The sequence below is a fragment of the Burkholderia sp. AU45274 genome (assembly GCF_030482505.1).
In the GTDB taxonomy this organism is placed as follows: Bacteria; Pseudomonadota; Gammaproteobacteria; order Burkholderiales; family Burkholderiaceae; genus Burkholderia.
On sequence record NZ_JAUJQE010000001.1, the window covers coordinates 899661 to 923867 of the forward strand.

Genomic DNA, 24207 nt, shown 5'->3' on the forward strand with positions numbered 1-24207 from the left:
CCGCAACGGGAGCGGATTCGTCCCGCGGGCGCGCGCCGCCCGGACCTCACCGCAACCGAATCACCGTCGATTTCAACTCCGTATATTTCTCCAGCGCGTGCAGCGAGTTGTCGCGCCCGTTGCCCGATTCCTTGAAGCCGCCGAACGGGAAGTTCATGTCGTCGGTTTCCTCGTAGCCGTTCACCCACACCGTGCCGGCCCGCAGCCGGCGCGCGGTTTCGTGCGCGGTCGTCAGGTTGGCCGTCCATACCGATGCCGCCAGCCCGTAGCGCGTGTCGTTCGCGTGCGCGATGGCCGTATCGAGGTCGTCGAACGCCGTGACCGCCAGCACCGGCCCGAAAATCTCCTCGCGCACGATCCGCGCGTCGGCACGCGGGCAGTCGAACACGGTCGGTTCGACGTACTGGCCGCCGCTCCCGGCGCGCGCACGCTTGCCGCCCGCGAGCAACGTCGCCTCGTCGCGGCCCGCGTCGACGTAGCCGAGCACGCGTTCGACCTGCGCGGCATCGATCAGGCTGCCCATGCGCGTAGCGGGCGACAGCGGATCGCCGGGCGCGTACTCGGGGGCGATCGCGAGCACGCGCGCAACGAGTTCGTCACGAATCGCGCGATGGACGAGCAAACGGGAACCCGCCGTACACATCTGCCCGGTGTTGTAGAACACCGCATGCGCGACGGTGCGCGCCGCGCGTTCGAGGTCCGGACAGTCGGGCAGCACGATCTGCGGCGACTTGCCGCCGAGTTCGAGCCACACGCGCTTCAGGTTCGAATCGGCCGCGCAGCGCATGACCTTGTGGCCGACCGCGGTCGAGCCGGTAAATGCGATGCAGTCGACGTCCGGATGCCGCGCGAGCGCTTCGCCCGCATCGCCGAAGCCCGGCAGCACGTTCAGCACGCCGGCCGGCAGCCCGGCCTGCGCGGCCAGCGCGGCGAGTCGCAGCGCACTGAGCGGCGATTTCTCCGACGGCTTCAGCACGACGCTGTTGCCGGCCGCGAGCGCCGGCGCGCATTTCCACATCGCGATCATCGCGGGGAAATTCCATGGCACGACCGCCGCGACCACGCCGATCGGCTCGCGCGTGACGAGCCCGACGAGATGCGCGTCGGCCGGCGCGACTTCGCCGCCCGTCTTGTCGATCGCTTCGGCGAACCACTCGGCGCAGTAGGCGGTCGACGGGATGTCGATCGTGGTCGTGTCGCCGATCGGCTTGCCGGTGTCGAGCGTTTCGAGCAGCGCGAGATCGTCCGCGTGCTCGCGGATCAGCGCGGCCCAGCGCAGCATCACGCGCTTGCGTTCGCGCGGCGACGCGTCACGCCACGCACCGCTTTCGAATGCGCGCCGCGCGGCCGCGACCGCGAGGTCGGCGTCGGCCTGCCGGCAATGCGCGACCTGTGCGAGCGCACGGCCGTCGATCGGGCTCGTGCAGGCGAAGGTGGCGCCGTCGTGCGCGTCGCGGAACCTACCGTCCACGAATGCGCGGGAATCGATGTCGAGCTGGCTGGCGCGCGTGCGCCAGGTGTCGTTCGTCTGCATGAGAACACTCCGTCGTGGGTCGGGGAGATCAGCGTGAAGCGGGCGTCGGGCGGCGGATCGCGATCGCGCGGCCCGCATGCGGCTCGTGCGGCGCGCGCGCATGTTCGGCGTGAATCGCGTCGAGATGCCGGCGGATCGCGGCCGGGAACGGCGCGGAGCGTTTCGCGCGCATGTCGACGTGGGTCAGCAGTTGCTCGCCGGTCGCGAGTGGCGCGCCCGTCGTCGCATGGTGCATCGAATGAAACACGTGCAGCCGCCGGTCGTCCATGTCGAGCAGCCGCACCGTGAGCCTGAGCGGTTCGCCGAGCATCGCTTCGCGCAGGTGGCGGATATGCGTTTCCGCCGAGTAAATCGAGCAGCCGGCGTCGCGATAGTCGTCGTCGATGCCGAAGTAGCGGAAGAACGCATCGCTGCTGTCGCCGAACACGAGCAGATAGCACGACTCGCTCATGTGGCCGTTGTAATCGACCCACTCGGGCTGCACGGTGCAGCGATGCAGTTCGAGGGGCGTCGCGATCGGTGCGGCGGGGTCGTACGGACGCGCCTTCTGTCCTTCGTAGGCCGAGCGCAGGCGCGGCTCGGCGGCGGGGCTGAGGTGGGTCGTCATCCAGTGCACTCCAGGGTTCGGAACGGGCCCGCACGTCGTCCGCGGGGGCTGCCGGTCGATGTTATGACGGGTTGAACGTTTTTTCAATAAAGAGATCGCCGATGCGTGTAAACACCGGTGCGGATTCATCGCTCAATTAATTGAACAATCATTCAACGGAACCTATACTCGCCAGCGCCGCGATGCCGAAGCGAAGCAGGGCGGGCGGCGCATCTGCACGATACGCACAACGAAAAATCGATCCGCCTCGCGCGGAAACCGGAGACACCGAAAATGAAGAAGCGCTTCCTGCTGGCCGGCATGATGTCGGTGATGGTCCACGGCTACGCACACGCCCAGAGCAGCGTATCGCTGTACGGGATCATCGATGGCGGCATCACCTACGTGAACAATACGGGCGGCGCGCACGCGTACCTGTTCGACGACGGCGTGTCGTACGGCAACCGCGTCGGCCTGATGGGCACGGAGGATCTCGGCGGCGGCAACAAGGCCGTGTTCAAGCTCGAGAACGGGTTCCGGCTCGGCACCGGCAAGCTGAACCAGGGCGGCGCGATGTTCGGGCGGCAGGCGTACGTGGGGCTTGGCAATGACTGGGGCACGCTGACGTTCGGCAACCAGTACGACTTTGCTTTCGATTTCACCGCGAACTACAACGTCAGCGCGTTCGGCAGCGGCTACGGCGTGCACCTGGGCGACTTCGACCGTCAGAGCGGCGACCGGCTGCAGAACGCGGTGAAGTTCGTCAGCAACAGTTTCCACGGGCTCGTGGTCGGTGGCATGTATTCGTTCAGCAACGATGCGGGCAGCTTCCACGACGGCAGTGCGTGGAGCCTGGGCGCGAGCTACACGCACGGCGATTTCTCGGCAGGCGGCAACTATACGCGGCTCAACGCGCCGCGCAGGCTCGCGGCGCTCGATCCGTATGCGCAGATGGGCGTGAGGACGATGCTCGGACAGACGGTCGCGACCGTCGATCCGGCGACGGGCGCCGTCACCGACCTGCACGATTCGACGCCGTTCTCGATCGACTCGCAGTCGATCTTCGGGATCGGCGCGTCGTACACGCTCGGCAAGCTGACGCTCAACGCGGATTTCAGCAACACGACGTTCAAGGGCTACGGGCAATCGTCGACGATGCGCGTGTACGAGGCGGGCGGCCTGTACCAGGCGACCCCGGCGCTGTCGCTCGTCGCGGGCTACCAGTACACGACGTTCGAAGGCCATCACTGGCACGAAGTCGCGCTCGGCACGCATTACGCACTGTCCAAGCGCACCGACGTCTATGCGGGCGTCGACTGGATGCGCGCGTCGAACGGCGTCGATGCGGTGATCGGCTACAGCTTCACGCCGTCGACGAGCCGCACGCAAGCCGCCGCGCGCATCGGCATGCGGCACAACTTCTGATCGTTTTGCCCGCATGGGCTGGGCCGGCCCCGTCGGCCCAGCCCGGGCCTGCGTCGTCGCCGCGCTGCGCGATGCGCCCGGCGACGATTGCGTGAGCATGGACGACACGTTCGGCGAGCGTCGTTGAACGAACTGCGGCGAAGACTCGCGCACGGTTGCCGCCGGCCCGCTCGGGCGATGCATGAGCGGGCCGGCGGGTGTCAGGCGTCGAGCCTCACCAGCGCATCGACGGCCACCGCGCCGCATTCCATCACCAGCAGCGGATTGACGTCGAGTTCGACGAGCGTGTCAGCGTGTGCCTGCGCGAAGCGTGCGATCGCCATCACGTTCGCCACCACCGCATCGAGATCGGCCTTCGGCCGTCCGCGATAGCCGGTCAGCAGCGGGCCGAGCTTCAGCCCGAGCAGGGCGTCGCGCACGTCGCTTTCACGCACCGGCAGCAGGAGTGTCGCGGTGTCGCGGATCAGCTCGACCAGCACGCCGCCGGCGCCGAGCACGAGCGCTAGACCGAAATTCGGCTCGCGCTTCACGCCGACGATCAGTTCGAGCAGCGGCGCGTCGGCCATCTTCTCGACGAGGATGCGCTCGACCCGCACGTCCGGCGCGTAGCGCGCGACCTGTTCGGTCATCCGCTCGACCGCGGCGGCGACGGCTTCGGGCGACGCGAGCTTCAGCGCGACCGCGCCGGCCTCGGTCTTGTGCGGCAGGCGATCGCTGACCACTTTCACGCAGACCGGAAACCCGAGCCGCTGCGCGGCGGCCGGTGCATCGGCGGGCGCGACGCATTCCGCTGACGGTACGTCGAGCCCGTGCGCGGCCAGCATCCGCTTGCTCGCCCATTCGTCGTGCAGCGTCGTGGCGCCGTGACTGCCGCCGCCGTTGCCGGCCCGCAGTACCGGCAGCGCGTTGAGCGCATCGGCGTCGAGCACGCGGCGGCGCGTCTCGCCGTAGGTCATCGCCGCGCCGATTGCGTCGATCCCGTCGGCGAGCCCCTGCAGCGGCGCGATGCCGGCCGCGGCCATGCGTGCGGCGTGATCGGGCGGCGTGAGGTCGGGAAACACCGAGATGACCGCGCCGACCACGCCGTGCTGGCGCGCGGAGGCCGCGAACGCGTTTGCCGCGATGTCGCACAGCGGTCGCTCGCCGGTCGCTTCTTGCGGATAGTCGAGAATCATCGCGGCCGCGCCGGGCCGGTCGGCGAGCAGCGCGTCGCAGCACGCGCGCATCTTGTCCGGATCGCCCCACGGTGTCGTCGTGAAATCGAGCGGGTTCGCGATCGTCGCGTACGCGGGCAGCACGTTGCCGAGCGCGTGGCGCCCGGCGTCGCCGACCGGCGGGAACGCGATGCCCTGCGCGTCGCCGAGATCCGCGACGAGCCCCGCATCGCCGCCGGACGTCGCCAGCGCGGCGAGCGTGCGGCGCTCGGGCACACCGGCGATCGCGAGCAGCTTCAGCGTTTCGACGAGGCCGACCGGGTCCTTCACGCGGATCACGCCGAGCCGCCGGAACAGTGCGTCGTACAGCGCGTCCGAGCCCGCGAGCGAACTCGTGTGGCTGATCGCGAGCTGCGCGCCGAGCGCCGAGGTCCCGCTCTTCAGCGCGATGATCGGCACGCCGCGCGCGAGCGCGCGGGCGGCGGCCTCGCTGAACGCGCGCACGTCCTTCAATCCTTCGAGATGCACGCCGATCGCGCGGATGCGCGGATCGTCGACGAAGGCATCGACGAGGCGCGCGATGTCGACCGACGCCTGGTTGCCGACGCTCGCCAGGTACGCGAACGGCACCGAGCGTGCGCTCATCGACAGGTTGTACGCGAGGTTGCCGCTTTGCGTGATCACCGCGACGCCCGATTCGACGCGCGGCGCGCCGTGCGCGACCGGCCACAGCGCGCTGCCGTTCAGGCCGTTGATCAACCCGTAGCAGTTGGGCCCGAGCACGGCCATGTCGCCGGCGGCGTCGACGAGCGCCTGCTGCAGCGCGGCGCCGTCGGCCCCGGTTTCGGAGAAACCCGACGCGTACACGATCGCGCCGCCGGCGCCGCGTTCGGCGAGCGCGCGCACGACGTCGATCGCCTGCCGCGCGGGGACTGCGACGAACACGGCATCGGGCGCGGCGGGCAGGTCGGCGACGCTGGCATGGCAGGGCACGCCGTCGATCTCGGCATGGTTCGGATTGACGAGCCAGATGTCGCCGGCATAGCCGTAGTGGCGACAGCGCTGCACGGCGCCCGCGATGCCGCGCCCGCCGACGAACGCGATGCTGGCCGGCTCGAGCAGCCGGCGCAGGTTGGCCGCGGCGTCGGCACGGCGATCCCTGACTTCAGGGGAAGAGGTCATGATGGTCCTTTCGGAACGCGCGCCGGCTTGCGCGCCGGCGCGACGATTCGCGTCAGCTGTAGCGTCGGAGGATTTCCTTGGACAGGATGTGGCGCTGGATCTCGGACGTGCCTTCCCAGATGCGCTCGATGCGCGCATCGCGCCAGAAGCGCTCGATCGGCAGTTCGTCCATCAACCCCATGCCGCCGTAGATCTGCACCGCGTGATCGGTCACGCGGCCGAGTGTCTCGGTGGCCAGCAGTTTCGCGAGCGCGGCGTCGCCGTCGGTCATCGTGCCCTGGTCGAGCTTCTGCGCGGTATAGAGCGTGACGAGTTCCGCCGCGCGAATCTCGGTCTGCATGTCGGCGAGCTTGAACGACGTGCCCTGGAAATCGCCGATGCGCTTGCCGAACTGATGGCGCGTCGCGGCCCATTCGGCGGCCATCTCGAACGCGCGCTGCGCGCGGCCGATGTTGTTCGCGGCCACCATCACGCGGCCGGCGGTGAGCCAGTCGTTCGCGAGCTCGAAGCCGCGATGCTCTTCGCCGAGGATCTGCGCGGCGCTCACGCGGCAGTCGGACAGGAAGATCTCCGACTGGTGGTAGCCGCGCAGGCTCGTGCAGTGCGGGCCGCGCCGCACGGTCATGCCCGGCGTGTCCTTGTCGATCAGGAAGCAGGTCACGCGCTTGCGCTTCTGGCCGCGCACTTCCTCCTCGCCGGTGACGGCGAACAGGATCACGAAGTCGGCCGTATCCGCGTGGCTGATGAAGTGCTTGCTGCCGTTGATCACGTAGTCGTCGCCGTCGCGCACCGCGCGCGTGCGGATGCCCATCGCGTCGGAGCCGGCGCCCGGCTCGGTCAGCGCGAAGCAGTCGACGCGCTCGCCGCGCACGGCCGGCTTCAGGTAGCGCTCGATCTGGTCGCCCTTGCAGGCCATCAGGATCTTGCTGGGCCGCGCGACGAACACGTGCAGCGCCCAGCTCGTGCGGCCGAGCTCGCGCTCGACCAGCGCCTGCGTCACGTAGTCGAGGCCCGGGCCGCCGGCGCTCTCGGGCATGTTGAACGCGTAGAAACCAAGCTCGAGCGACTTGCGGCGGATCGAATCGGCGAGTTCGGCCGGCACGTCGTCCGCGCGATCGACGGCGAATTCATGCGGCTGCAGTTCCTTCTCGACGAACTGACGCAGCGACGTCACCAGCATGTCCTGCTCTTGGGTCAGCGAAAAATCCATCAATCATCTCCCGACAAAATGGGGGGCGCGACCTTCGACCGACGCGCGAAGCGCTTCCCGGCCGTCCTCGCTGTGACCGCAAGCGACGCCGGCCGCCAACTCGCCGCGCAGTTGCTCGGCAAGGGTATGCGTGAGCGACTGCGCAAGCAGCGCCTTGGTATGGCCGAACGCGACGCTCGGCCCTTGAGCGAGCCGCGCGGCGAACGCGGCGACATGCTCCGCGAACGCATCGGCGTCGACGACTTCGGAGACCAGTCCGGCCGCGAGCGCATCCTGCGCGTTCCAGCGTTCGTTCAGGAAGACGAAACGGCGTGCGACGTCGGGGCGCGCGAGGCGCGGCAGGAACCAGCTTCCGCCCATGTCGGGGCTGTAGCCCATGCCCGTATACCCGCAGCGCAGCGTCGCGGCCGTGCTCGCGATGCGGAAGTCGCACGCAAAGCCGATGTCGGTGCCCGCGCCGACCGTCGAGCCGTTCAGCGCGGCGATCGTGGGGCGCGGAAACGCGGCGAGCGCCTGCACGAAACGGTGCGCGCGTTCGGTCCACCCGTAGGTGTCGAGTTCGCCGCTGCGCTCGGCCTCGGCCCACTCGTCGACGTCCGCGCCCGCGCAGAATGCGCTGCCGGTGCCGGTCAGCACGACGCAGCGCACCGCCGGATCGTTCGCGAGCGCGTCGAGCGTCTCGCGAAGAAAGTCGAGATGCGGCCGCGCGAGCGAATTGCGCTTCGTCGGGCGGTTCAGTCGAAGGGTCACGACGCCGTCGTGCCGTTCGATTCGGATGTCCTCGATGCTCATGCTGATCACTGTCTCCTGGTTGTTGTGTGTCGGGGTGTGTCAGAGCCGGCAAGGGTCGCCGCTACTTGCGGACCGCATTTCGGCATAGTATAAGTTCTGTTAAATGAACGTTCAACCCAATTGTGAGTCGACCAGGAGACACACGATGAGCGTGGTGATGGAGACGTCGGCGGGTGTGGAGGAGGGAAGAGCCGGGGCGCATGCGGCACGCACCGCGTCGGCGGAGCGCATCGCGAGCGGCGCAGGCCTGCAGATCGATCGCGTGTCGAAGCGCTACGGCAGCGTGCATGCGTTGCGGGAAACGTCGATCGAGATTCCGCGCGGCGAATTCCTGACGATCCTCGGGCCGTCGGGTTCCGGCAAGACGACGTTGCTGACGATCGTCGCGGGCTTCGAGCATCCGACCACCGGCGACCTGCGCGTGGGCGGCCGCAGCATCGTCGCGTTGCCGCCGGAGAAGCGCAACTTCGGGATGGTGTTCCAGGGCTATGCGCTGTTTCCGCACATGACGGTCGAACAGAACGTCGCGTATCCGCTGATGGTGCGCAAGCAGAAGGGGCCCGACGCGGTGAAGCACGTGAAGGCCGCGCTCGATCTCGTGCGGCTCGGCCCTCTCGCGGATCGGCTGCCGCGTCAGTTGTCGGGTGGCCAGCAGCAACGCGTCGCGATCGCGCGCGCGCTGGTGTTCGATCCCGATCTCGTGCTGCTCGACGAACCGCTCGGCGCGCTCGACCGCAAGCTGCGCGGCGAGGTGCAGGTCGAACTGAAGGCACTGCACGAACGGCTCGGGGCAACGTTCCTGTTCGTCACGCACGACCAGGAGGAAGCGCTGTCGATGTCGGACCGGATCGCGATCATGCGCGACGGCCGGCTCGAGCAGATCGGCACGCCGGACGGGCTGTACGAGCAGCCGGCGAACCGCTTCGTCGCGGACTTCCTCGGCAAGAGCAACTTCATCGAAGGCGTCGCAGTCGGCGGCGATGCGGACACCACGCACTATCGCGTCGGCGATACGCGGTTCGTCGCGCCCGCGTGCGGCGCGCGAACCGACGACACGCTGCTGTTCGCGCTACGCCCCGAGAAGGTCGCCGTGTCGGCGACGTCGTGCGGCGGCGCGCACAACGAAGTGGCCGGCCGCATCCGTCATTGGAGCTATTTCGGTTCGTCGTACCGCTTCGAGATCGAGACGTCGGCGCTCGGCTGCATGACGGCGGACGTGCCTGCGTGGCGAGGGCTCGCGTCGCCGCGCACCGGCATGGACGTGTTCGTGCAGTGGGAGCGCGACGCGACCTGCCGGATCGCGGCCGACTGACGCGGCGAACGCTGCATCCCGCGCGACGCGGCGGCTGCCGTCGTCGCCGGCCGATTCCCCGTGCCCGACAACGCCGAGATGCGTGCGGGCGCTGTCCAGCCTGGAGGAGACACCATGACGAAGCGCCATCTGCAGGACCTGCTCGACCAAGCGCGCGACCTTCAACCCGCGACGTCGCAACGCCGTCGCGATTTCCTGCGGCTGTGCGCGGCCGCCGGCATCGCGCCGACGCTGCTGTCGCTCGGCGCGAAAGACGCGCTGGCGTCGAACCCGAAGGAAATCGTGCTCAGCGCATGGGGCGGCGAAGCGCGTTCGGCGTTCCGCTCCGCATACATGGACCCGTTCACGAAGGCGAGCGGGATCAGGATGGGTTACGACTCGTCGCCGGAGGACGGCAAGATCAAGGCAATGGTCGAGAACAGGAACGTGATCTGGGACGTGATGGATCTCGACGGCTTCGCGGCGATCAAGCTCGGCAAGCAGGGCTTCCTGCGGCCGATCGATTATTCGGTCGTGGGCCGCAACACACTGCCGGGGCTCGGGTCGGATTTCGGCGTGCCGTCGTACCTGCTGAGCTACGTGCTCGTCTACGACGCGCGCAAGTTCGGCGCGAATCCGCCGAAGAACTGGGCCGATTTCTGGAACGTCGGCAAGTTTCCGGGCAAGCGCGGGCTGTGGAAATGGATGGGCGGCGCGCTCGAAGCCGCGCTGATGGCCGATGGCGTCGACAAGGACAAGGTCTACCCGATCGACGTGCCGCGCGCGCTGAAAAAACTCAAGGAACTGCGCTCGAACGTGCTGCTGTGGGATTCGGGTGCGGACAGCCTGCAACTGCTGCGCAACGGCGAAGTCAGCATGGCGTGCATCTGGCATACGCGCGCGAACGTGATCCAGCGCGAGAGCAACGGCCGGTTCCGCTATACGTGGGAGCAGGGGCTCGCGTCGTGCGACGTGTGGGGCGTGCCGAAGAACAACCCGTCGGGCGATGCCGTGTGGCAGTTCATCAAGTTCGTGCAGGGTGTCGAGCCGCAGGTGCGCCTGCTGTCGCTGCTCGGCAACGGGCCGGTGACGCCGGCCGCGACGGCCGCGGTGCCGCAGGCGCTGCGCGCCGACAATCCCGGCACGCCCGAGAACTGGGCGAAGCAGTGCAAGGTGAATCCCGAATGGTGGGCGCAGCATTACGAAGCGACGCTCGCGCAGTACACCGACCTGATGTCGTCCTGATCCGCCGCCTCGTGAGCGTGACGCCATGACTACCCTGTCTCCTCCCGCCGCGGGCGCGGTCCCGCTAGGCCGCGCGAAGGCCGACCGCTACTGGCTGCTCGTCGTGCCGCTGCTCGCGGTGCTGATCGTGCTGTACGTGGTTCCGCTCGTGCGCGTGCTGTGGCTCGGCTTCACGGTGCCGGCGCCCGGCCTGACGAACTACGCGCGGCTGCTGGACAACCATGGCGTGCACCGCGTGCTGTGGACGACGCTGCGCGTGTGCGCGGTCACCACGGTGTTTTCGGTCGCGCTCGGCTACGCGATCGCCTATGCGATGGCGCACGTCGGCCCGCGTCAGCGGATGGCGCTGATGTTCGGGCTGCTCGTGCCGTTCTGGGCGTCGGTGCTGGTGCGTGCGTTCTCGTGGCTGTTCCTGCTCGGCGAGCAGGGGCTCGTCAACACGCTGCTGATGCGCGTCGGGCTGATCGACGTGCCGCTGCCGCTGATGCGCAACGAGATCGGCGTCGTGATCGGGATGATCCACTTCATGATTCCGTATGCGGTGCTGCCGCTGTACGCGAACATGAAGGGCATCGACCCGCAGCTCGCGCGGGCGTCGCAGGGGCTCGGCGCGGGCGCGTTCGTCACGTTCCGCAAGGTGTATTTCGCGCAGACGCGGCCGGGCATCGTCGGCGCGGCGATCCTCGTGTTCATCTTCTCGCTCGGCTTCTACGTGACGCCGGTGATTCTCGGCGGCGGCCGCACGGTGATGATCGCCGAGTACATCAGCACGCAGATCCTGCAGCTCGTGAACTGGGGCAGCGGGGCGGCGCTCGCGTCGCTGCTGCTGGCGTCGATCCTGGCCGCGCTCGCGCTGCTCGCGCGTTTCGTCGACCTGCGCGAGCTGTTCGGCGCGCGCTGATTCGAACGGAGGACGAACCGATGAAGAATCGAATGACCGCAGGGCGCGCGCTGGTGGTCGGTGTCGCATGGGCCGCGATCCTGTTCCTGATGCTGCCGCTGCTCGTGTCGGTGCCCGTGTCGCTGACGCCGAGCGACTACCTGTCGATGCCGGACGGCGCGCTGTCGTTGCGGCACTACGGCGTGCTGCTCGACGACGACGGCTGGGTGTCGAGCTTCCTGCAAAGCGGGCTGATCGCGCTGGCGTCGTCGGCGATCTCGGTCACGCTCGGCACGCTGTGCGCGATCGGCCTGTGGAAGGTCGCGTCGCGGCGCGGCGAGTTCGTGCGCGGCGTGATCCTGTTTCCGCTGATCGTGCCGCCGATCGTGTCGGCGCTCGCGTTCTATCGGCTGTGGGGCGAGCTCGGGATGCTCGACAGCCTGCCGGCAGTGATCCTGTCGCACGTCGTGCTGTCGGTGCCTTACGTGGTGGTGGCCGTGTCCGCGTCGCTCGCGACGGTCGGCCTGCGGATCGAACAGGCGTCGCGCAGCCTCGGCGCGAACCTCGCGCAGACGCTGCGCTACGTGATCCTGCCGTCGATCCGGCCGGGCGTGCTGTCGGCGGCGGTGTTCGCATTCATCCTGTCGTGGGACGAGCTGGTCGTCACGCTGTTCATCTCGAGCCGGAGCGTGTACACGCTGCCGCGCCGCATGTGGGACGGGATGCGCGAGAACGTCGACCCGGCGATCGCGTCGGTGTCCACGCTGCTGCTCGTCGCGACCTGCGTCGCGATCGGCCTGTCGCTGCTGCGCAAGCGCGCGGCCGGGGCCGTGTGAGTTCAACCCTTCAACGTTACGTTGCGGAGAAAAATCGCCTCATGAAAGTCCTGATCGTCCACGCCCATCCCGAGCCGCAGTCGTTCACCACGTCGATGCTGCACCGCGCGGTGAGTACGCTCGAAGCGCAGGGGCACACCGTGACGGTGTCCGACCTGTACGCGATGCAGTGGAATCCGGTGGCGAGCGCGGCCGATTTCGGCGTGCGCAAGCACCCCGACTATCTCGTCTACGCGCTCGAGCAGCGCGAGAACGTCGCCGCGCACGCGATCGCGCCGGACATCGCCGCGGAACTCGACAAGCTCGCCGCATGCGACTTGCTGATCCTGAGCTTCCCGCTGTTCTGGTGCTCGGTGCCGGCGATCATGAAGGGCTGGATCGACCGCGTGCTCGTGTCGGGCAAGGTGTACGGCGGTGTGCGCTTCTACGATCGCGGCGGGATGCGCGGCAAGCGCGCGCTGCTCGCCTATACGTGCGGCGGCCGCGACTACATGTTCGGCGCGGATGGTGTGCATGGCGAAATGGACCTGATGCTGCGCCACGTGCTGCGCGGCACGCTCGGCTATGCGGGCTTCGACGTGCTGCCGTCGTTCGTCGGCTATCACGTGCCGTATATCGGCGATGCCGAGCGCGCGGCCGTGCTCGATCGGTACGGCGACTACCTGGCGCGGCTCGACCGGCTCGAACCGATGGCGTTCCCGACGCTCGACGATTTCGACGGCGACATGCGGCGGCGCGAGCGCGCGCCGCAGGAAGCCGCGCAGGACTGATCGCGACACCCGGCCGCGATGCCGATACGCGTCTCAACCATCCGACCGCTTGAGAGTTCGAGCAATGACCCTGACGTCGAGCGACGTGCTGCTGTTCCTGACCGGCCTGCTGACGCTGTTCTGTCCGCCGGTCGCGATCCCGATGTACGCGGCCGTCACCGGGCATTTTCCCGACGTGACGCAGCGGCAGATCGCATTCAGGCTGTTCGCGTGGATCGCGGCGCTGATGGTCGGCGCGGTCTGGGGCGGCCAGTTCCTGCTGCGCATGCTCGGCCTGACGCTCGGTGCGCTGACGCTGACGGGCGGCCTCGTGCTGTGCCTGTGGTCGATTCCGATGATGCGCGGCACGGCCAACGACGAACGCAGCGGCGGGGAGCGGCGGCTCGAATATGCGCAGTGGCGCAGCTACATCGCGGTGCCGCTGATCTTCCCGCTGTCGATCGGCAGCGCGGTGATGTCGCTCGTGATCACGACCGCGACGCGCTTTCATACGCCGTCCGACCTGCTCGCGCTGAGCGCAGCCTGCGTGCTGCATGCGGGCGTGATCGGGCTCACGTATGCGTGCTCGGCGTCGTGGTGCCGGCGGCTCGGCGAGATCGGCAGGACGCTCGTCGAGCGGCTGTCGGGGATCGTGCTGACCGCGATCGCGTTCCAGATGCTCGCGCAAGGCGTACGCGAACTGCTGCCGGGGCTCGCGCACTGATGGCTTCGCCGCCCGGCGAATGATCCAGAAACCTGTCCTGAACGATGGAAGACAAATGAAAACAGTTGGCATGTATCTCGTCGACCTGCTCGCCGCGTACGGCGTCGATACGGTGTTCGGCATTCCCGGCGTGCACACGATCGAGCTGTACCGCGGGCTGGCCGGCAGCACGCTGCGTCACGTGAGCGCGCGCCACGAGCAGGGCCTCGGCTTCATGGCGGACGGCTATGCGCGCGCGACCGGCAAGCCCGGCGTGTGCTTCGTGATCACCGGCCCCGGGATGACGAACATCGCGACGTCGATGGCGCAGGCGTTTGCGGATTCGATTCCGATGCTGGTGATCTCGAGCGTCAACGCGTCCGGCGATATCGGCTCGGGCAACGGCCATCTGCACGAACTGCCCGACCAGCATGCGTTCGCGGAGAATGTCGCCGCGTTCAGCTATACGGTGCCGCGCGCCGACGCACTGCCGCAGGCGATCGCGCGCGCGTTCGCGGTGTTCTCGGGCGGCCGGCCGCGCCCGGTGCATATCCAGATCCCGCTCGACGTGCTCGCGGCGCCGGCCGACACGTTGCCGCCCGTGCCGGCGGCGCCGCCGCGCATCGCACCCGGTCCCGCATCGGCCGACGGCATCGACGCGCTGCGCGCGCAGGCGGCTGCCGCGCGCGCGCCGCTGATCCTGGCGGGCGGCGGCGCGCTCGACGCGTCCGAAGACGTGCGGTGGCTCGCCGAAGCACTCGACGCGCCGGTCGTGATGACGATCAACGGGCGCGGCGTGCTGCCGCCCGCGCATCCGCTCGGCATTGCGTGGTCGGCGTCGAGCGACGCGGTGCGCGCCCTGATGCGCGACAGCGACCTGATCGTCGCGCTCGGCACCGAGCTCGGGCCGACCGATTACGACCTGTATGCGACGCGCAGTTTCTCGATGCCCGCGCCGCTCGTGCGGATCGACATCGATCCCCAGCAGCTGTGCCGCAATGCGGTGCCCGCGCTGCCGTTGCTCGGCGACGTCGGCGAAACCCTGCGCGCGCTGCGGCGCGTGTGGGCCGGCGACGCGGGCGCCCGTGCGGATCGTGGCGGCGTCGAACGCGCGACGAGGTGCCGTGCGGCGGCGCGACAGGAACTGAATGACGAAATGTGCCGCGATCTCGCGCTGCTCGACAGCGTGCGCGACACGCTGCCCGATGCGGCGATCGTCGGGGATTCGACGCGCATCGTCTACGCGGGCAACGTCGGCTTCGCGGCGCGGCGCCCGCGCAGCTGGTTCAACGCGTCGGTCGGGTTCGGCTCGCTCGGCTACGGGCTGCCGGCCGCCGTCGGCGCGAGCCTCGGCGATGCGTCGCGGCCGGTGGTCTGCCTCGCCGGCGATGGCGGATTCCAGTACACGCTTGGGGAGCTCGGCACCGCGGTGCAACACCGTGCGCGCGTGATCGTCGTGCTGCTGAACAACGGTGGATACGGGGAAATCAAGCGCGCGATGGTCGACGGCGGCGTCGAGCCGGTCGGCGTGGATCTGCATACGCCGGATTTCGTCGCGATCGCACGGGCGTACGGATGGGGCGCGCAGCGCGTCGACGAGGGTGCTTCACTGGTCGGGGCGCTCAGCGAGGCGGCGGCGCATGACGCGCCGTATCTGATCGAGATTCGCGCGTGCTGAAAACGCGAACGGCCTCGCGATGCGAGGCCGTCGGGTGCGCCGCCGGGTTGCCGGCGGCGATGATGCGTCAGGTCGCCGGCGCGCCGCGTTACGCGCGCTTGCGGGCCGTCTTCGGCGGCGGCAGGAACGTATCGACGACGCGCAGGCAGCTCGCCAGCGCGTCTGCCGCGGTAAAGGACGTCGGGTCGCGCGCGAGCTCGAGCCAGAACCCGTCGATCACGGCCGTCAGCGTCAGCGCGGCGAGATCGCTGTCGACGGTCCCGCCGCGCACTTCCGCGATCTGGTCGAACAGCTTCTTCAGGGCTTGCCGGTAGCCGGCGTACAGCTCCTTGTGTGCCTTGCGGATCACCGGGTCGCTATGCGCGACACTCCAGAAGCCGAGCCACACCTTCACGTTCTTCGGCGCGAACACCGGCGCGGCGAAACACACCTTGATGATCGCGTCGAGCTTGTCCTCGGGGCCGGTCGCGTTCGCGGCGGCCGCGCGCGACACGTCGAGCAGGTCGGACGCGAGCCGCTTGTAGGTCTGCGCCATCAGCTCGTCTTTCGACTGGAAGTGATGGTTGATCAGCCCGCGCGACACCTTCGCTTCCGCGCAGATGCGGTCGATCGTGGTTTCCGAATAGCTGTAGCGCGCGATACAGCGCATCGTCGCGTCGATGATCGATTGCTGCCGCACCGCGGGCGTTTCGCGGATGCCGCGGCTGCGGGCCTGAACCGGTGCGCTGCCAGGAGTCTTTTTCACGGGGTGACCTTACGGAATCGTCATGGCACCGATTATAGGGGAGTGTCGGACGCTTGTTCAATTACACCATCGAAAGCAGCGTGGAACCCGCGAAAACCCTTGCTCCAGGATGATTGAAATCTGTTGAACCACCGTTCAACAGCGCCTATACTCGACTCCGCATGAGGTTGGTCGGCCATTCAACAAGACGCCGCGGTCCCGCACGGGACGGGCATGAGAATTCGACACAGGAGACAGCATGTTGGCGCGGGTGGAGAGCGTGAAGGCGGCCGTCGACGAGCGCGTGCAGGTGACGGATCTGCACAAGCGGTTCGGCGAGCTGGAGGTGTTGAAGGGCGTGTCGCTGAGCGCGCGCGAAGGCGAAGTGATCTCGCTGATCGGCGCGAGCGGCTCGGGCAAGAGCACGCTGCTTCGCTGCATCAACCTGCTGGAGACGCCGACCCGCGGACGCATCGTGGTCGACGGCGAGGAGATCGGCCTGAAGGTCGACCGCAAGGGCCGCACGGTGCCGACCGATCCGCGCCAGGTCGAGCGCATTCGCACGCGGCTCGGGATGGTGTTCCAGAGCTTCAACCTGTGGGCGCACCGCACGGTGCTCGAGAACGTGATCGAGATGCCCGTGCACGTGCTGCGCGAACCGCGCGCCGAAGCGATCGCGCGCGCCGAGCAGCTGCTCGAACGCGTCGGCCTTGCCGACAAGCGCAACGTCTATCCCGCGTTCCTGTCCGGCGGCCAGCAGCAGCGCGTCGCGATTGCGCGCGCGCTGGCGATGCGGCCCAGGGTGATGCTGTTCGACGAGCCGACGTCCGCGCTCGATCCCGAACGCGTCGGCGAAGTGCTGAAGGTGATTCGCGATCTCGCGTGCGAAGGCCGCACGATGATTCTCGTCACGCACGAAATGGCGTTCGCGCGCGACGTGTCGAACAGGGTGCTGTTCCTGCACGAAGGGCGCGTCGAGGAGAGCGGCACGCCGGCCGAGATCTTCGACGCGCCGCAGAGCGAACGCTGCCGCCAGTTCGTCAACGCGCATCGGCAACGCCACTGAACCGCGGGCGCGGCCCGCGCGTGCCAGTACGGCCGGCTGCCCCGATCCCTATCTTTCCCGCAAGGAGTCCGACCATGAAACGTGTCGTACGCAGTCTGCTGTGCCTGTTGAGTCTCGTCCTCGCGGCGCTCGCGCCGTTCGGTTCCGCGCACGCGTCGTCGGGCGTGCTGCGCTTCGGGGTCGCGGCCGAGCCGTATCCGCCGTTCCTGATGAAGAGCCCGACGGGCCAGTGGAGCGGCTTCGAGGCCGATCTGATCCGCGCGCTGTGCGACCAGATGAAGGCGAAGTGCGAGATCAAGGAAGTCGCGTGGGACGGCATCATCCCGGCGCTGCTCAGCGACAAGATCGACGTGATCTTCAACTCGATGTCGATCACGCCGGAGCGCCAGAAGGTGATCGCGTTCTCGCGGCCGTACTACGAGACGCCGGGCACCTTCGTCGGAGCGAAGAACCAGAAGCTCACGCTGACGCCGGACGGGCTGAAGGGCAAGGTGATCGGCGTGCAGGGTTCGACCGCGAACGCCGAGTTCATCAAGATGGCCTACGGCAAGACCGCGACGGTGCGCCTGTACAACACGCAGGATGACTGCAACGCCGACCTCGTCGCCGGCCGCATCGACACGATGTATCTCGACCAGCTCGGCATTCTCGATTTCCTGAAGTCGAAGGACGGTTCCGCGTTCGAGCTGAAGGGCCCCGGCAGTGTGAAGATGGACCCGGCGGTCTTCGGCTACGGTGTCGGCGCGGGGATGCGCAAGGCCGATGCACCGCTCAAGCAGCAGATGGACCAGGCGCTCGAGCAACTGCATGCATCGGGCAAGTACGCGCAGATCGCGAAGAAGTATTTCCCGATCGACCTCTGGCCGCACTGATCGAGCGCACACGGGCGTCACGCACGGACGAGGAGGCGGCATGGACGGTTGGGGATGGGTGAGCTACCTGGGCATGGACCCGGACGGCTGGGGCGTCGCGCTCTTGCAGGGCGCGGGCGTGACGCTCGAGATTTCGCTCGGCGCGTTCGTCGTCGGCATCGTGCTCGGGCTGCTGGGTGCGGCCGCGAAGCTGTCGGGCGTGCGGGTGCTGGAGCGGCTCGCGCAGGGCTACACGACGCTGTGCCGCGCGGTGCCCGAGCTGTTGCTGATCCTGCTGCTCTATTACGCGGGCACCGACGCGATCAACCTGCTGATGACGGCGATCGGTGCCGGGCCGGTCGCGGTCAACGGCTTCGCGGCGGCCGTGATCGTGCTCGGCATCGTGCAGGGCGCGTATGCGGCCGAGATCATCCGCGGTGCGATCCTCGCGATCCCGTACGGGCAGATCGAGGCGGCGCGCGCGTTCGGCGCGCCGCCGTCGCTCGTGTTCCGCCGTGTGACGCTGCCGGCGATGGCGCCGTATGCGCTGGCCGGCTTCACGAACCTGTGGCTGATCCTCGTGAAAGACAGTGCGCTGATCAGCGTGGTCGGCTACAGCGAGCTGCTCTACACCGCGAAGCAGGCGGCCGGGTCGACGCGCGAGTACATGCACTACTACCTGATGGTCGCGGCCGTGTACTTCGCGATCACGTCGCTGTCCGGCATGCTGTTCCGCGAGATCGAGCGGCGTTTCGGCCGCTGGATGCCGGCATCGTGAGCCGCGCCGTGTCTTCTCACGTATTTTTTGACCGAACCGGATCAACGTCATGGATCTGAGCGTACTGTCTTCCTACGGATCGCTGCTGCTGCTCGGCGTGCTGACCACCGTCAAGCTGCTCGTCATCTCGGCCGTGTTCGGCTTCGCGCTCGCGATCGTCGTCGCGTTCGCGCGGCTGTCGGGCAACCCGGTCATCGCGCGCGTCAGCAAGGCGTTCACCGAAGTGATACGCGGCACGCCGCTGCTCGTGCAGATCTACCTGATCTACTACGGCGTCGGCTCGCTGTTCGCCGGCTGGCCCGCGCTGCGCGACAGCGTGCTGTGGCCGTTCCTGCGCGACGGTTTCTGGTATGTCGCGTTCGCGCTGGTGATCAGCGTCGGCGCGTATGTCGGCGAGGTGCTGCGCGCGGGCCTACGCGGCGTACCGAAGGGCGAGATCGAGGCGGCGCGCGCGATGGGGATGCGCCCGTCGATGATCGCGCGGCGCGTGTGGCTGCCGCGTGCGATCCAGATCCTGCTGCCGACGCTCGCGGGCGAGACGGTGATGCTGCTGAAATCGACCGCGCTCGCGTCGACGGTCGCGGTGATGGACGTGCTCGGCGCCGCGAACTACATTCGCGCGCAGACACTGCGGACCTACGAGCCGCTGCTGGCGATCGCCGTGATCTATGTCGTGCTCGCGTTCGTGATCGAACGCGCGTTTGGCCGGCTCGAGCGGCGTGTGCCGGTACGCATGCCGCGGTGAACGAACCCTTGAAGAAGCGGCGGCCGCTCGGACGCCGCGCGACGGAGAACGCATGAACTATTCGAAGCTGGTCGATCGCCTGCAGGGCAAGCGCACGACTGCATGGGACATTCATTACGCGGCGCAGGCGGCCGTCGCGGCGGGCGAGCCGGCGATCATCCTGAGCGTCGGCGATCCCGACTTTCCGACGCCGGAGATCATCGTCGAGCGCGCGGTCGCCGCGCTGCGCGGCGGCGATACGCACTACAGCGAAGTACGGGGCCGCGCCGAACTGCGCACGGCGATCGCGCGCGAGCATGCGAAGGCGTCCGGGCAGGCGGTCGGTGCCGAGCACGTGATCGTGACGGCCGGCGCGCAGAACGCACTGTTCGCGATGGCGATGTGCCTGTGCGAGGCGGGCGACGAGGTGATCGTGCCGGAGCCGATGTATCTGACGTACGAAGCCAGCGTGCGCGCGTCGGGTGCGACGCTCGTGCCGGTGCCGGTCGATGCGTCGCGCGGCTTTCATCTCGACTTCGACGCGCTCGAAGCGGCCGTGACGCCGCGCACGAAGGCGATCTTCTTCGCGACGCCGTGCAACCCGACCGGCGTCGTGCTGCCGCGCGCCGATCTCGAACGCATCGCGCGGCTCGCCTGCGAGCGCGATCTGTGGGTCGTGTCCGACGAGGTGTATGCGGAACTGACGTTCGAGCGCGACCTGGTCAGCATCGCGTCGCTGCCGGGGATGGCCGAACGCACGGTGACGATCGGCAGCCTGTCGAAATCGCATGCGATGCCCGGCTGGCGGGTCGGCTGGGCGATCGGCCCGGCCGAGCTGATCGAGCACGCGGAGCGGCTCGCGCTGTGCATGCTGTACGGGCTGCCGGGCTTCATCCAGCAGGCGGCCGTCACCGCGCTCGACAACAAGGCCGCGATCGTCGCCGACATGCGCGAGCTGTACCGGCGCCGCCGCGACCTGGCCTACGCGCGCCTGCGCGACGTGCCGGGGCTGCGTTGCCTGCTGCCGGAAGCCGGCATGTTCATGATGGTCGACGTGCGCGGCACCGGGCTCGACGCGCACGCATTCACGTGGGGATTGTTCCGCGCGAAGCAGGTCGCGCTGCTCGACGCGAGCGCGTTCGGCGATACCGCATCCGGCTTCGTGCGCTTCGGCTTCGTCGTCGACGATGCGAAGCTGGCCGACGCATGCGAGCGCATTGCGGCATTCGTCGCGAGCCTTGGCGCGGATTCGCGCGCGGCGTCGTGATGGGCAAGCCGAACCCGAAGGAGGACGGACGATGATCGAGGCGCTGACCTGGCAGGTGCCCGGCGACGGTGGGCAGCCGCTCGCGATCCGCGCGTGGCGGCTGTCGGGCGGCGACGGGCCGCGCGTGCATCTGCAGGCCGGCGTGCATGCGGACGAGATCGCCGGCATGCTCGTGCTGCACCGCTTGCTCCCGCAGCTGTGCGCGGCGCACGATCGCGGCATGCTGCGCGGCACGGTGACGGTGGTGCCGCAGGCGAACCCGCTCGGGCTCGCGCAGTTCCGGCAAGGGCGGCTGCTCGGCCGCTTCCACGATGCGACGCAGCGCAATTTCAACCGGCATTTCCATGAATCGGCCGCGGCGCGCCGGCCCGCGACGACATTCGCCGCCTGGCAGCGCGCGCTGTTCGACGCCGCGTGCGGCGCCGATATCGTGCTCGACCTGCATACCGATTCCGAGGCGCTGCCGTATCTGTACGTGCAGCGCGAAATGTGGCCGGCCAGCCGCGATCTCGCGGCGGCGCTCGGCGTCGACGTCGCGATTCTGTGGGACGAGGACGACGACGGCGCGTTCGAAGGCGCGATCGCCGCGCACTGGGCGCGCAACGGCGACCGGCGCGAACGGCTCGTCGCGACGGTCGAGCTGCGCGGGCAATCCGACGTATCCGATGCGCTCGCCGAGCGCGATGCCGACGGCGTGCTGGCGTTCCTGCGCGGCCGCGGCGTGATCGCGGAGCCTACCGGCGCGCACGACTGGCACGGCGAGGCCGTGCCGATCGCGCACATGGAGACGGTGCTCGCGCCGGTATCGGGCGTGCTCGTGTACGAACGCGAACTCGGTGCGACGGTCGCCGCGGGCGAACGCATCGCGCGGATCGTCGCGCATCCGGGCGTGCCCGGCAGCGAGCACGTGCTGGTCGCGCCGCAGGCCGGACGCATCGTCACGCGCAATCGCGAGCGGCTGGTCGCGCAGGGCGACGTCGCGCTGAAGCTGACGGGTTCGCGTCCGTCGGCGGGATGGTCGGGCGGCGCGCTCGATCCATGAGCGACGCGGCGCGCGACTATCCGCCGGTCGAGAACGATCGAACTATTGCATCCGGGCCAACCCGCGTCGCGGTGCCGAACTGACGTCGACGTGACGGCGCGCCCCGTGCATGGCCGCGTACATCCATCAAGCATTTCGCTTCCGACAGCGGCGCTACGCCCGTTCCGCTAGGGAAAACCATAGTGCACTCGCGAAAGACCGAGTAAGCGCGCAGTCAGCTTCGCTGTTCAGAATCGCCGAACTCATTCAAAAAGCAAACTAGGAGACAGGCGATGCATGATGGGTTGGTGAAAAAAATCGAAGCGCATCCGAAGTATGCGCAGCTCAAGCGACGGCGCAACACGCTCGGTATCTGCCTGACCGTGCTGATGCTGATCGTGTACTACGGCTACATCGCACTGATCGCATTCGACAAGTCGTTCCTCGCGAAGCCGGTGAGCACCGGCGTGACGAGCGTCGGCGTACCGGTCGGCATGGCGGTGATCGTGTTCACCGTCGTCATCACCGGCATCTACGTGCGCCGCGCGAACAACGAATACGATCAACTGACGCAGGACATCCTGCAGGACGTCGCCCAATGAAGAAGACACTTTCGATGACGCTGGTCGCGCTGCTGGCCGTGGGCGCGTGCGGCGCGGCCGTCGCGGGCGGCGGCGATGTCGGGCAGACCGCCAAGCAGGCCACCAACACCACTGCCATCGTCCTGTTCGCACTGTTCGTGGCCGGGACGTTGTGGATCACCAAGTGGGCGGCGTCGCGCACGCGTTCCGCGGCGGATTTCTACACGGCCGGCGGCGGCATTACCGGGTTCCAGAACGGCCTCGCGATCTCGGGCGACTACATGTCGGCGGCATCCTTCCTCGGCATTTCCGCGGCGGTGATGACGTCGGGCTACGACGGCCTGATCTACTCGATCGGCTTCCTGGTCGGCTGGCCGATCATCACGTTCCTGATGGCCGAGCGGCTGCGCAACCTCGGCAAGTTCACCTTCGCCGACGTCGCGGGCTATCGCTTCGAGCAGGGGCCGATTCGCAGCTTCGCCGCGATCGGCACGCTGGTCGTGGTGGCGTTCTACCTGATCGCGCAGATGGTGGGCGCGGGGCAGCTCATCAAGCTGCTGTTCGGTCTCGACTACTGGGTGGCGGTCGTCATCGTCGGCGCGCTGATGATGGTCTACGTGCTGTTCGGCGGCATGACGGCCACCACCTGGGTGCAGATCATCAAGGCGTGCATGCTGCTCGCGGGCGTGACCTTCATGGCGATCATGGTGCTCGCGCAATACGGCTTCAGCCCGGAAGCGCTGTTCGCCCATGCCGTGGAAGTCAAGACCGCGATCGCCGCGAATGCCGGCAAGGCGCCGGACGACGCGACGCGGATCGGGCTGTCGGTGATGTCGCCGGGCGGGTTCATCAAGGATCCGATCTCGGCCATCTCGTTCGGCATGGCGCTGATGTTCGGCACCGCCGGCCTGCCGCACATCCTGATGCGCTTCTTCACGGTGCCGGATGCGAAGGAAGCGCGGAAATCCGTGTTCTGGGCCACCACGTGGATCGGCTACTTCTACGTGCTGATCTTCATCATCGGTTTCGGTGCGATCACGCTGGTGCTGACCAATCCGGAACTGGCCGACGTGGCCAAGGGCGTGATCAAGGGCGGCGCGGGCACGGCCAACATGGCCGCGGTGCTGGTGGCCAAGACGGTGGGCGGCGACGTGTTCTACGGCTTCATCTCGGCCGTGGCGTTCGCGACGATCCTGGCGGTGGTGGCTGGGCTCACGCTGTCGGGCGCGTCCGCGGTGTCGCACGATCTCTACGCGACCGTCTTCAAGAACGGCAAGGCCAACAGTGCCGACGAGCTGAAGGTGTCGCGCATCACGACGCTGGTGCTCGGCGTGATCGCCGTGCTGCTGGGCATCGCGTTCGAGAAGCAGAACGTCGCGTTCATGGTGTCGCTGGCGTTTGCCGTGGCGGCATCGGCCAATTTCCCGGTGCTGTTCCTGTCGATGATGTGGAAGGGCTGCACCACGCGCGGCGCGGTCATCGGCGGCTTCCTCGGGCTGGTCTCGTCGGTGGGGCTGACGATCGTGTCGCCGTCGGTGTGGGAGGCGACGCTCGGTTATCCGAAGGGTTCGGCGTGGTTCCCGTACACGTCGCCCGCGTTGTTCTCGATGACCATCGGCTTCGTCGGCGTGTGGCTGTTCTCGGTGCTCGACACGAGCCTGCGCGCGAAGGCGGAGAAGGGCGCGTTCGCCGCGCAGCAGGTGCGTTCGGAAACGGGGCTGGGGGCGACGCGCGCCAGCAGCCACTGACCGGTCGTTGGTCGCTCACGCCCGCTCCGGGGCCCACGATGCAGTTCATCGCATCGCGGGCCCCGGAGCGGGCGGTATCGTTTTCATCGGTCCGTCGAATGACGGCCCGACAATAAAAAATCGCGAATTCGACTGAATTCGTCGATAATGCGCAAACGTTTTACGAAAGCCCGATTGCGGCT

At 68.2% G+C, this 24207-nt stretch carries 22 protein-coding genes; 16 read left to right on the forward strand and 6 right to left on the reverse strand.

Going from position 1 to position 24207, the window contains the following annotated elements; translation table 11 throughout:
* Positions 1-46: 46 nt before the first annotated feature.
* The gene (locus tag QZM35_RS04090) at positions 47-1534 is read right to left on the reverse strand and encodes an aldehyde dehydrogenase (RefSeq protein ID WP_301775440.1); all 1488 of its coding nucleotides are present in this window, start codon (positions 1532-1534) and stop codon (positions 47-49) included.
* A 28-nt stretch (positions 1535-1562) separates the two neighbouring features.
* Positions 1563-2141 carry a thioesterase family protein gene (locus QZM35_RS04095; protein ID WP_174971814.1) on the reverse strand — a complete coding sequence of 193 codons (579 nt, stop codon included), beginning with the start codon at positions 2139-2141 and terminating at the stop codon, positions 1563-1565.
* A gap of 273 nt (positions 2142-2414) precedes the next feature.
* Here QZM35_RS04095 and QZM35_RS04100 point away from each other — a divergent pair, with 273 nt between their 5' ends.
* The gene (locus QZM35_RS04100; RefSeq protein WP_089427809.1) at positions 2415-3545 is read left to right on the forward strand and encodes a porin; all 1131 of its coding nucleotides are present in this window, start codon (positions 2415-2417) and stop codon (positions 3543-3545) included.
* A gap of 200 nt (positions 3546-3745) precedes the next feature.
* Here the strand turns inward: QZM35_RS04100 and QZM35_RS04105 are convergent, their stop codons facing one another.
* From QZM35_RS04105 to QZM35_RS04115, 3 genes are read right to left on the reverse strand one after another with little or no spacing between them, the layout of a single operon-like run.
* Positions 3746-5881: an acetate--CoA ligase family protein gene (locus QZM35_RS04105; protein ID WP_301775441.1), complete on the reverse strand. Its 2136-nt coding sequence runs from the start codon at positions 5879-5881 to the stop codon at positions 3746-3748.
* Between the two features lie 52 nt (positions 5882-5933).
* Positions 5934-7091 carry an acyl-CoA dehydrogenase family protein gene (locus QZM35_RS04110; RefSeq protein ID WP_089427807.1) on the reverse strand — a complete coding sequence of 386 codons (1158 nt, stop codon included), beginning with the start codon at positions 7089-7091 and terminating at the stop codon, positions 5934-5936.
* Positions 7092-7094: 3 nt separating this feature from the next.
* Positions 7095-7883, reverse strand: a complete 789-nt coding sequence (locus tag QZM35_RS04115) for an enoyl-CoA hydratase/isomerase family protein (RefSeq protein ID WP_301775442.1) — start codon at positions 7881-7883, stop codon at positions 7095-7097.
* A gap of 145 nt (positions 7884-8028) precedes the next feature.
* Here QZM35_RS04115 and QZM35_RS04120 point away from each other — a divergent pair, with 145 nt between their 5' ends.
* The 7 genes from QZM35_RS04120 (at position 8029) to QZM35_RS04150 (ending at position 15265) form a co-directional block, all read left to right on the forward strand.
* A complete protein-coding gene (locus QZM35_RS04120; protein WP_301775443.1) occupies positions 8029-9195 on the forward strand; it encodes an ABC transporter ATP-binding protein in 1167 nt (388 codons plus the stop codon).
* 114 nt (positions 9196-9309) lie between these two features.
* Complete coding sequence (locus tag QZM35_RS04125; protein WP_089427804.1) at positions 9310-10419, forward strand: ABC transporter substrate-binding protein; 1110 nt, start codon at positions 9310-9312, stop codon at positions 10417-10419.
* 25 nt (positions 10420-10444) lie between these two features.
* Positions 10445-11320, forward strand: a complete 876-nt coding sequence (locus tag QZM35_RS04130; RefSeq protein WP_301775444.1) for an ABC transporter permease — start codon at positions 10445-10447, stop codon at positions 11318-11320.
* A gap of 20 nt (positions 11321-11340) precedes the next feature.
* On the forward strand, positions 11341-12135 hold the full coding sequence (locus tag QZM35_RS04135; protein ID WP_089427802.1) for an ABC transporter permease: 795 nt from the start codon (positions 11341-11343) through the stop codon (positions 12133-12135).
* Positions 12136-12176: 41 nt separating this feature from the next.
* Entirely contained in the window at positions 12177-12905 is a 729-nt protein-coding gene (locus QZM35_RS04140; protein ID WP_089427801.1) for an NAD(P)H-dependent oxidoreductase, read from the forward strand.
* Between the two features lie 64 nt (positions 12906-12969).
* The gene (locus QZM35_RS04145; protein ID WP_089427800.1) at positions 12970-13608 is read left to right on the forward strand and encodes a MarC family protein; all 639 of its coding nucleotides are present in this window, start codon (positions 12970-12972) and stop codon (positions 13606-13608) included.
* 55 nt (positions 13609-13663) lie between these two features.
* Positions 13664-15265 carry a 5-guanidino-2-oxopentanoate decarboxylase gene (locus QZM35_RS04150; RefSeq protein ID WP_301775445.1) on the forward strand — a complete coding sequence of 534 codons (1602 nt, stop codon included), beginning with the start codon at positions 13664-13666 and terminating at the stop codon, positions 15263-15265.
* 88 nt (positions 15266-15353) lie between these two features.
* On the opposite strand, the gene QZM35_RS04155 is transcribed toward QZM35_RS04150, so the two are convergent.
* Positions 15354-16010 carry a TetR family transcriptional regulator C-terminal domain-containing protein gene (locus tag QZM35_RS04155; protein WP_244115244.1) on the reverse strand — a complete coding sequence of 219 codons (657 nt, stop codon included), beginning with the start codon at positions 16008-16010 and terminating at the stop codon, positions 15354-15356.
* Positions 16011-16248: 238 nt separating this feature from the next.
* On the opposite strand from QZM35_RS04155, the gene QZM35_RS04160 reads away from it, so the two are divergent.
* The 8 genes from QZM35_RS04160 (at position 16249) to QZM35_RS04195 (ending at position 24025) form a co-directional block, all read left to right on the forward strand.
* Positions 16249-17055: an ABC transporter ATP-binding protein gene (locus QZM35_RS04160; RefSeq protein ID WP_089427798.1), complete on the forward strand. Its 807-nt coding sequence runs from the start codon at positions 16249-16251 to the stop codon at positions 17053-17055.
* 74 nt (positions 17056-17129) lie between these two features.
* The gene (locus tag QZM35_RS04165) at positions 17130-17927 is read left to right on the forward strand and encodes a transporter substrate-binding domain-containing protein (RefSeq protein ID WP_089432492.1); all 798 of its coding nucleotides are present in this window, start codon (positions 17130-17132) and stop codon (positions 17925-17927) included.
* A gap of 40 nt (positions 17928-17967) precedes the next feature.
* The gene (locus QZM35_RS04170) at positions 17968-18684 is read left to right on the forward strand and encodes an ABC transporter permease (RefSeq protein ID WP_089427796.1); all 717 of its coding nucleotides are present in this window, start codon (positions 17968-17970) and stop codon (positions 18682-18684) included.
* 49 nt (positions 18685-18733) lie between these two features.
* Positions 18734-19429, forward strand: coding sequence for an ABC transporter permease (locus tag QZM35_RS04175; protein ID WP_174930414.1), 696 nt, complete (start codon positions 18734-18736; stop codon positions 19427-19429).
* A gap of 52 nt (positions 19430-19481) precedes the next feature.
* Positions 19482-20675: a pyridoxal phosphate-dependent aminotransferase gene (locus tag QZM35_RS04180; protein ID WP_174971800.1), complete on the forward strand. Its 1194-nt coding sequence runs from the start codon at positions 19482-19484 to the stop codon at positions 20673-20675.
* 31 nt (positions 20676-20706) lie between these two features.
* Positions 20707-21717, forward strand: a complete 1011-nt coding sequence (locus tag QZM35_RS04185) for a succinylglutamate desuccinylase/aspartoacylase family protein (protein ID WP_301775446.1) — start codon at positions 20707-20709, stop codon at positions 21715-21717.
* A 272-nt stretch (positions 21718-21989) separates the two neighbouring features.
* Positions 21990-22298: a DUF485 domain-containing protein gene (locus QZM35_RS04190; RefSeq protein ID WP_043179330.1), complete on the forward strand. Its 309-nt coding sequence runs from the start codon at positions 21990-21992 to the stop codon at positions 22296-22298.
* Complete coding sequence (locus QZM35_RS04195) at positions 22295-24025, forward strand: cation acetate symporter (protein ID WP_301775447.1); 1731 nt, start codon at positions 22295-22297, stop codon at positions 24023-24025. The genes QZM35_RS04190 and QZM35_RS04195 overlap by 4 nt, the downstream gene beginning before the upstream one ends.
* Positions 24026-24207: the final 182 nt, after the last annotated feature.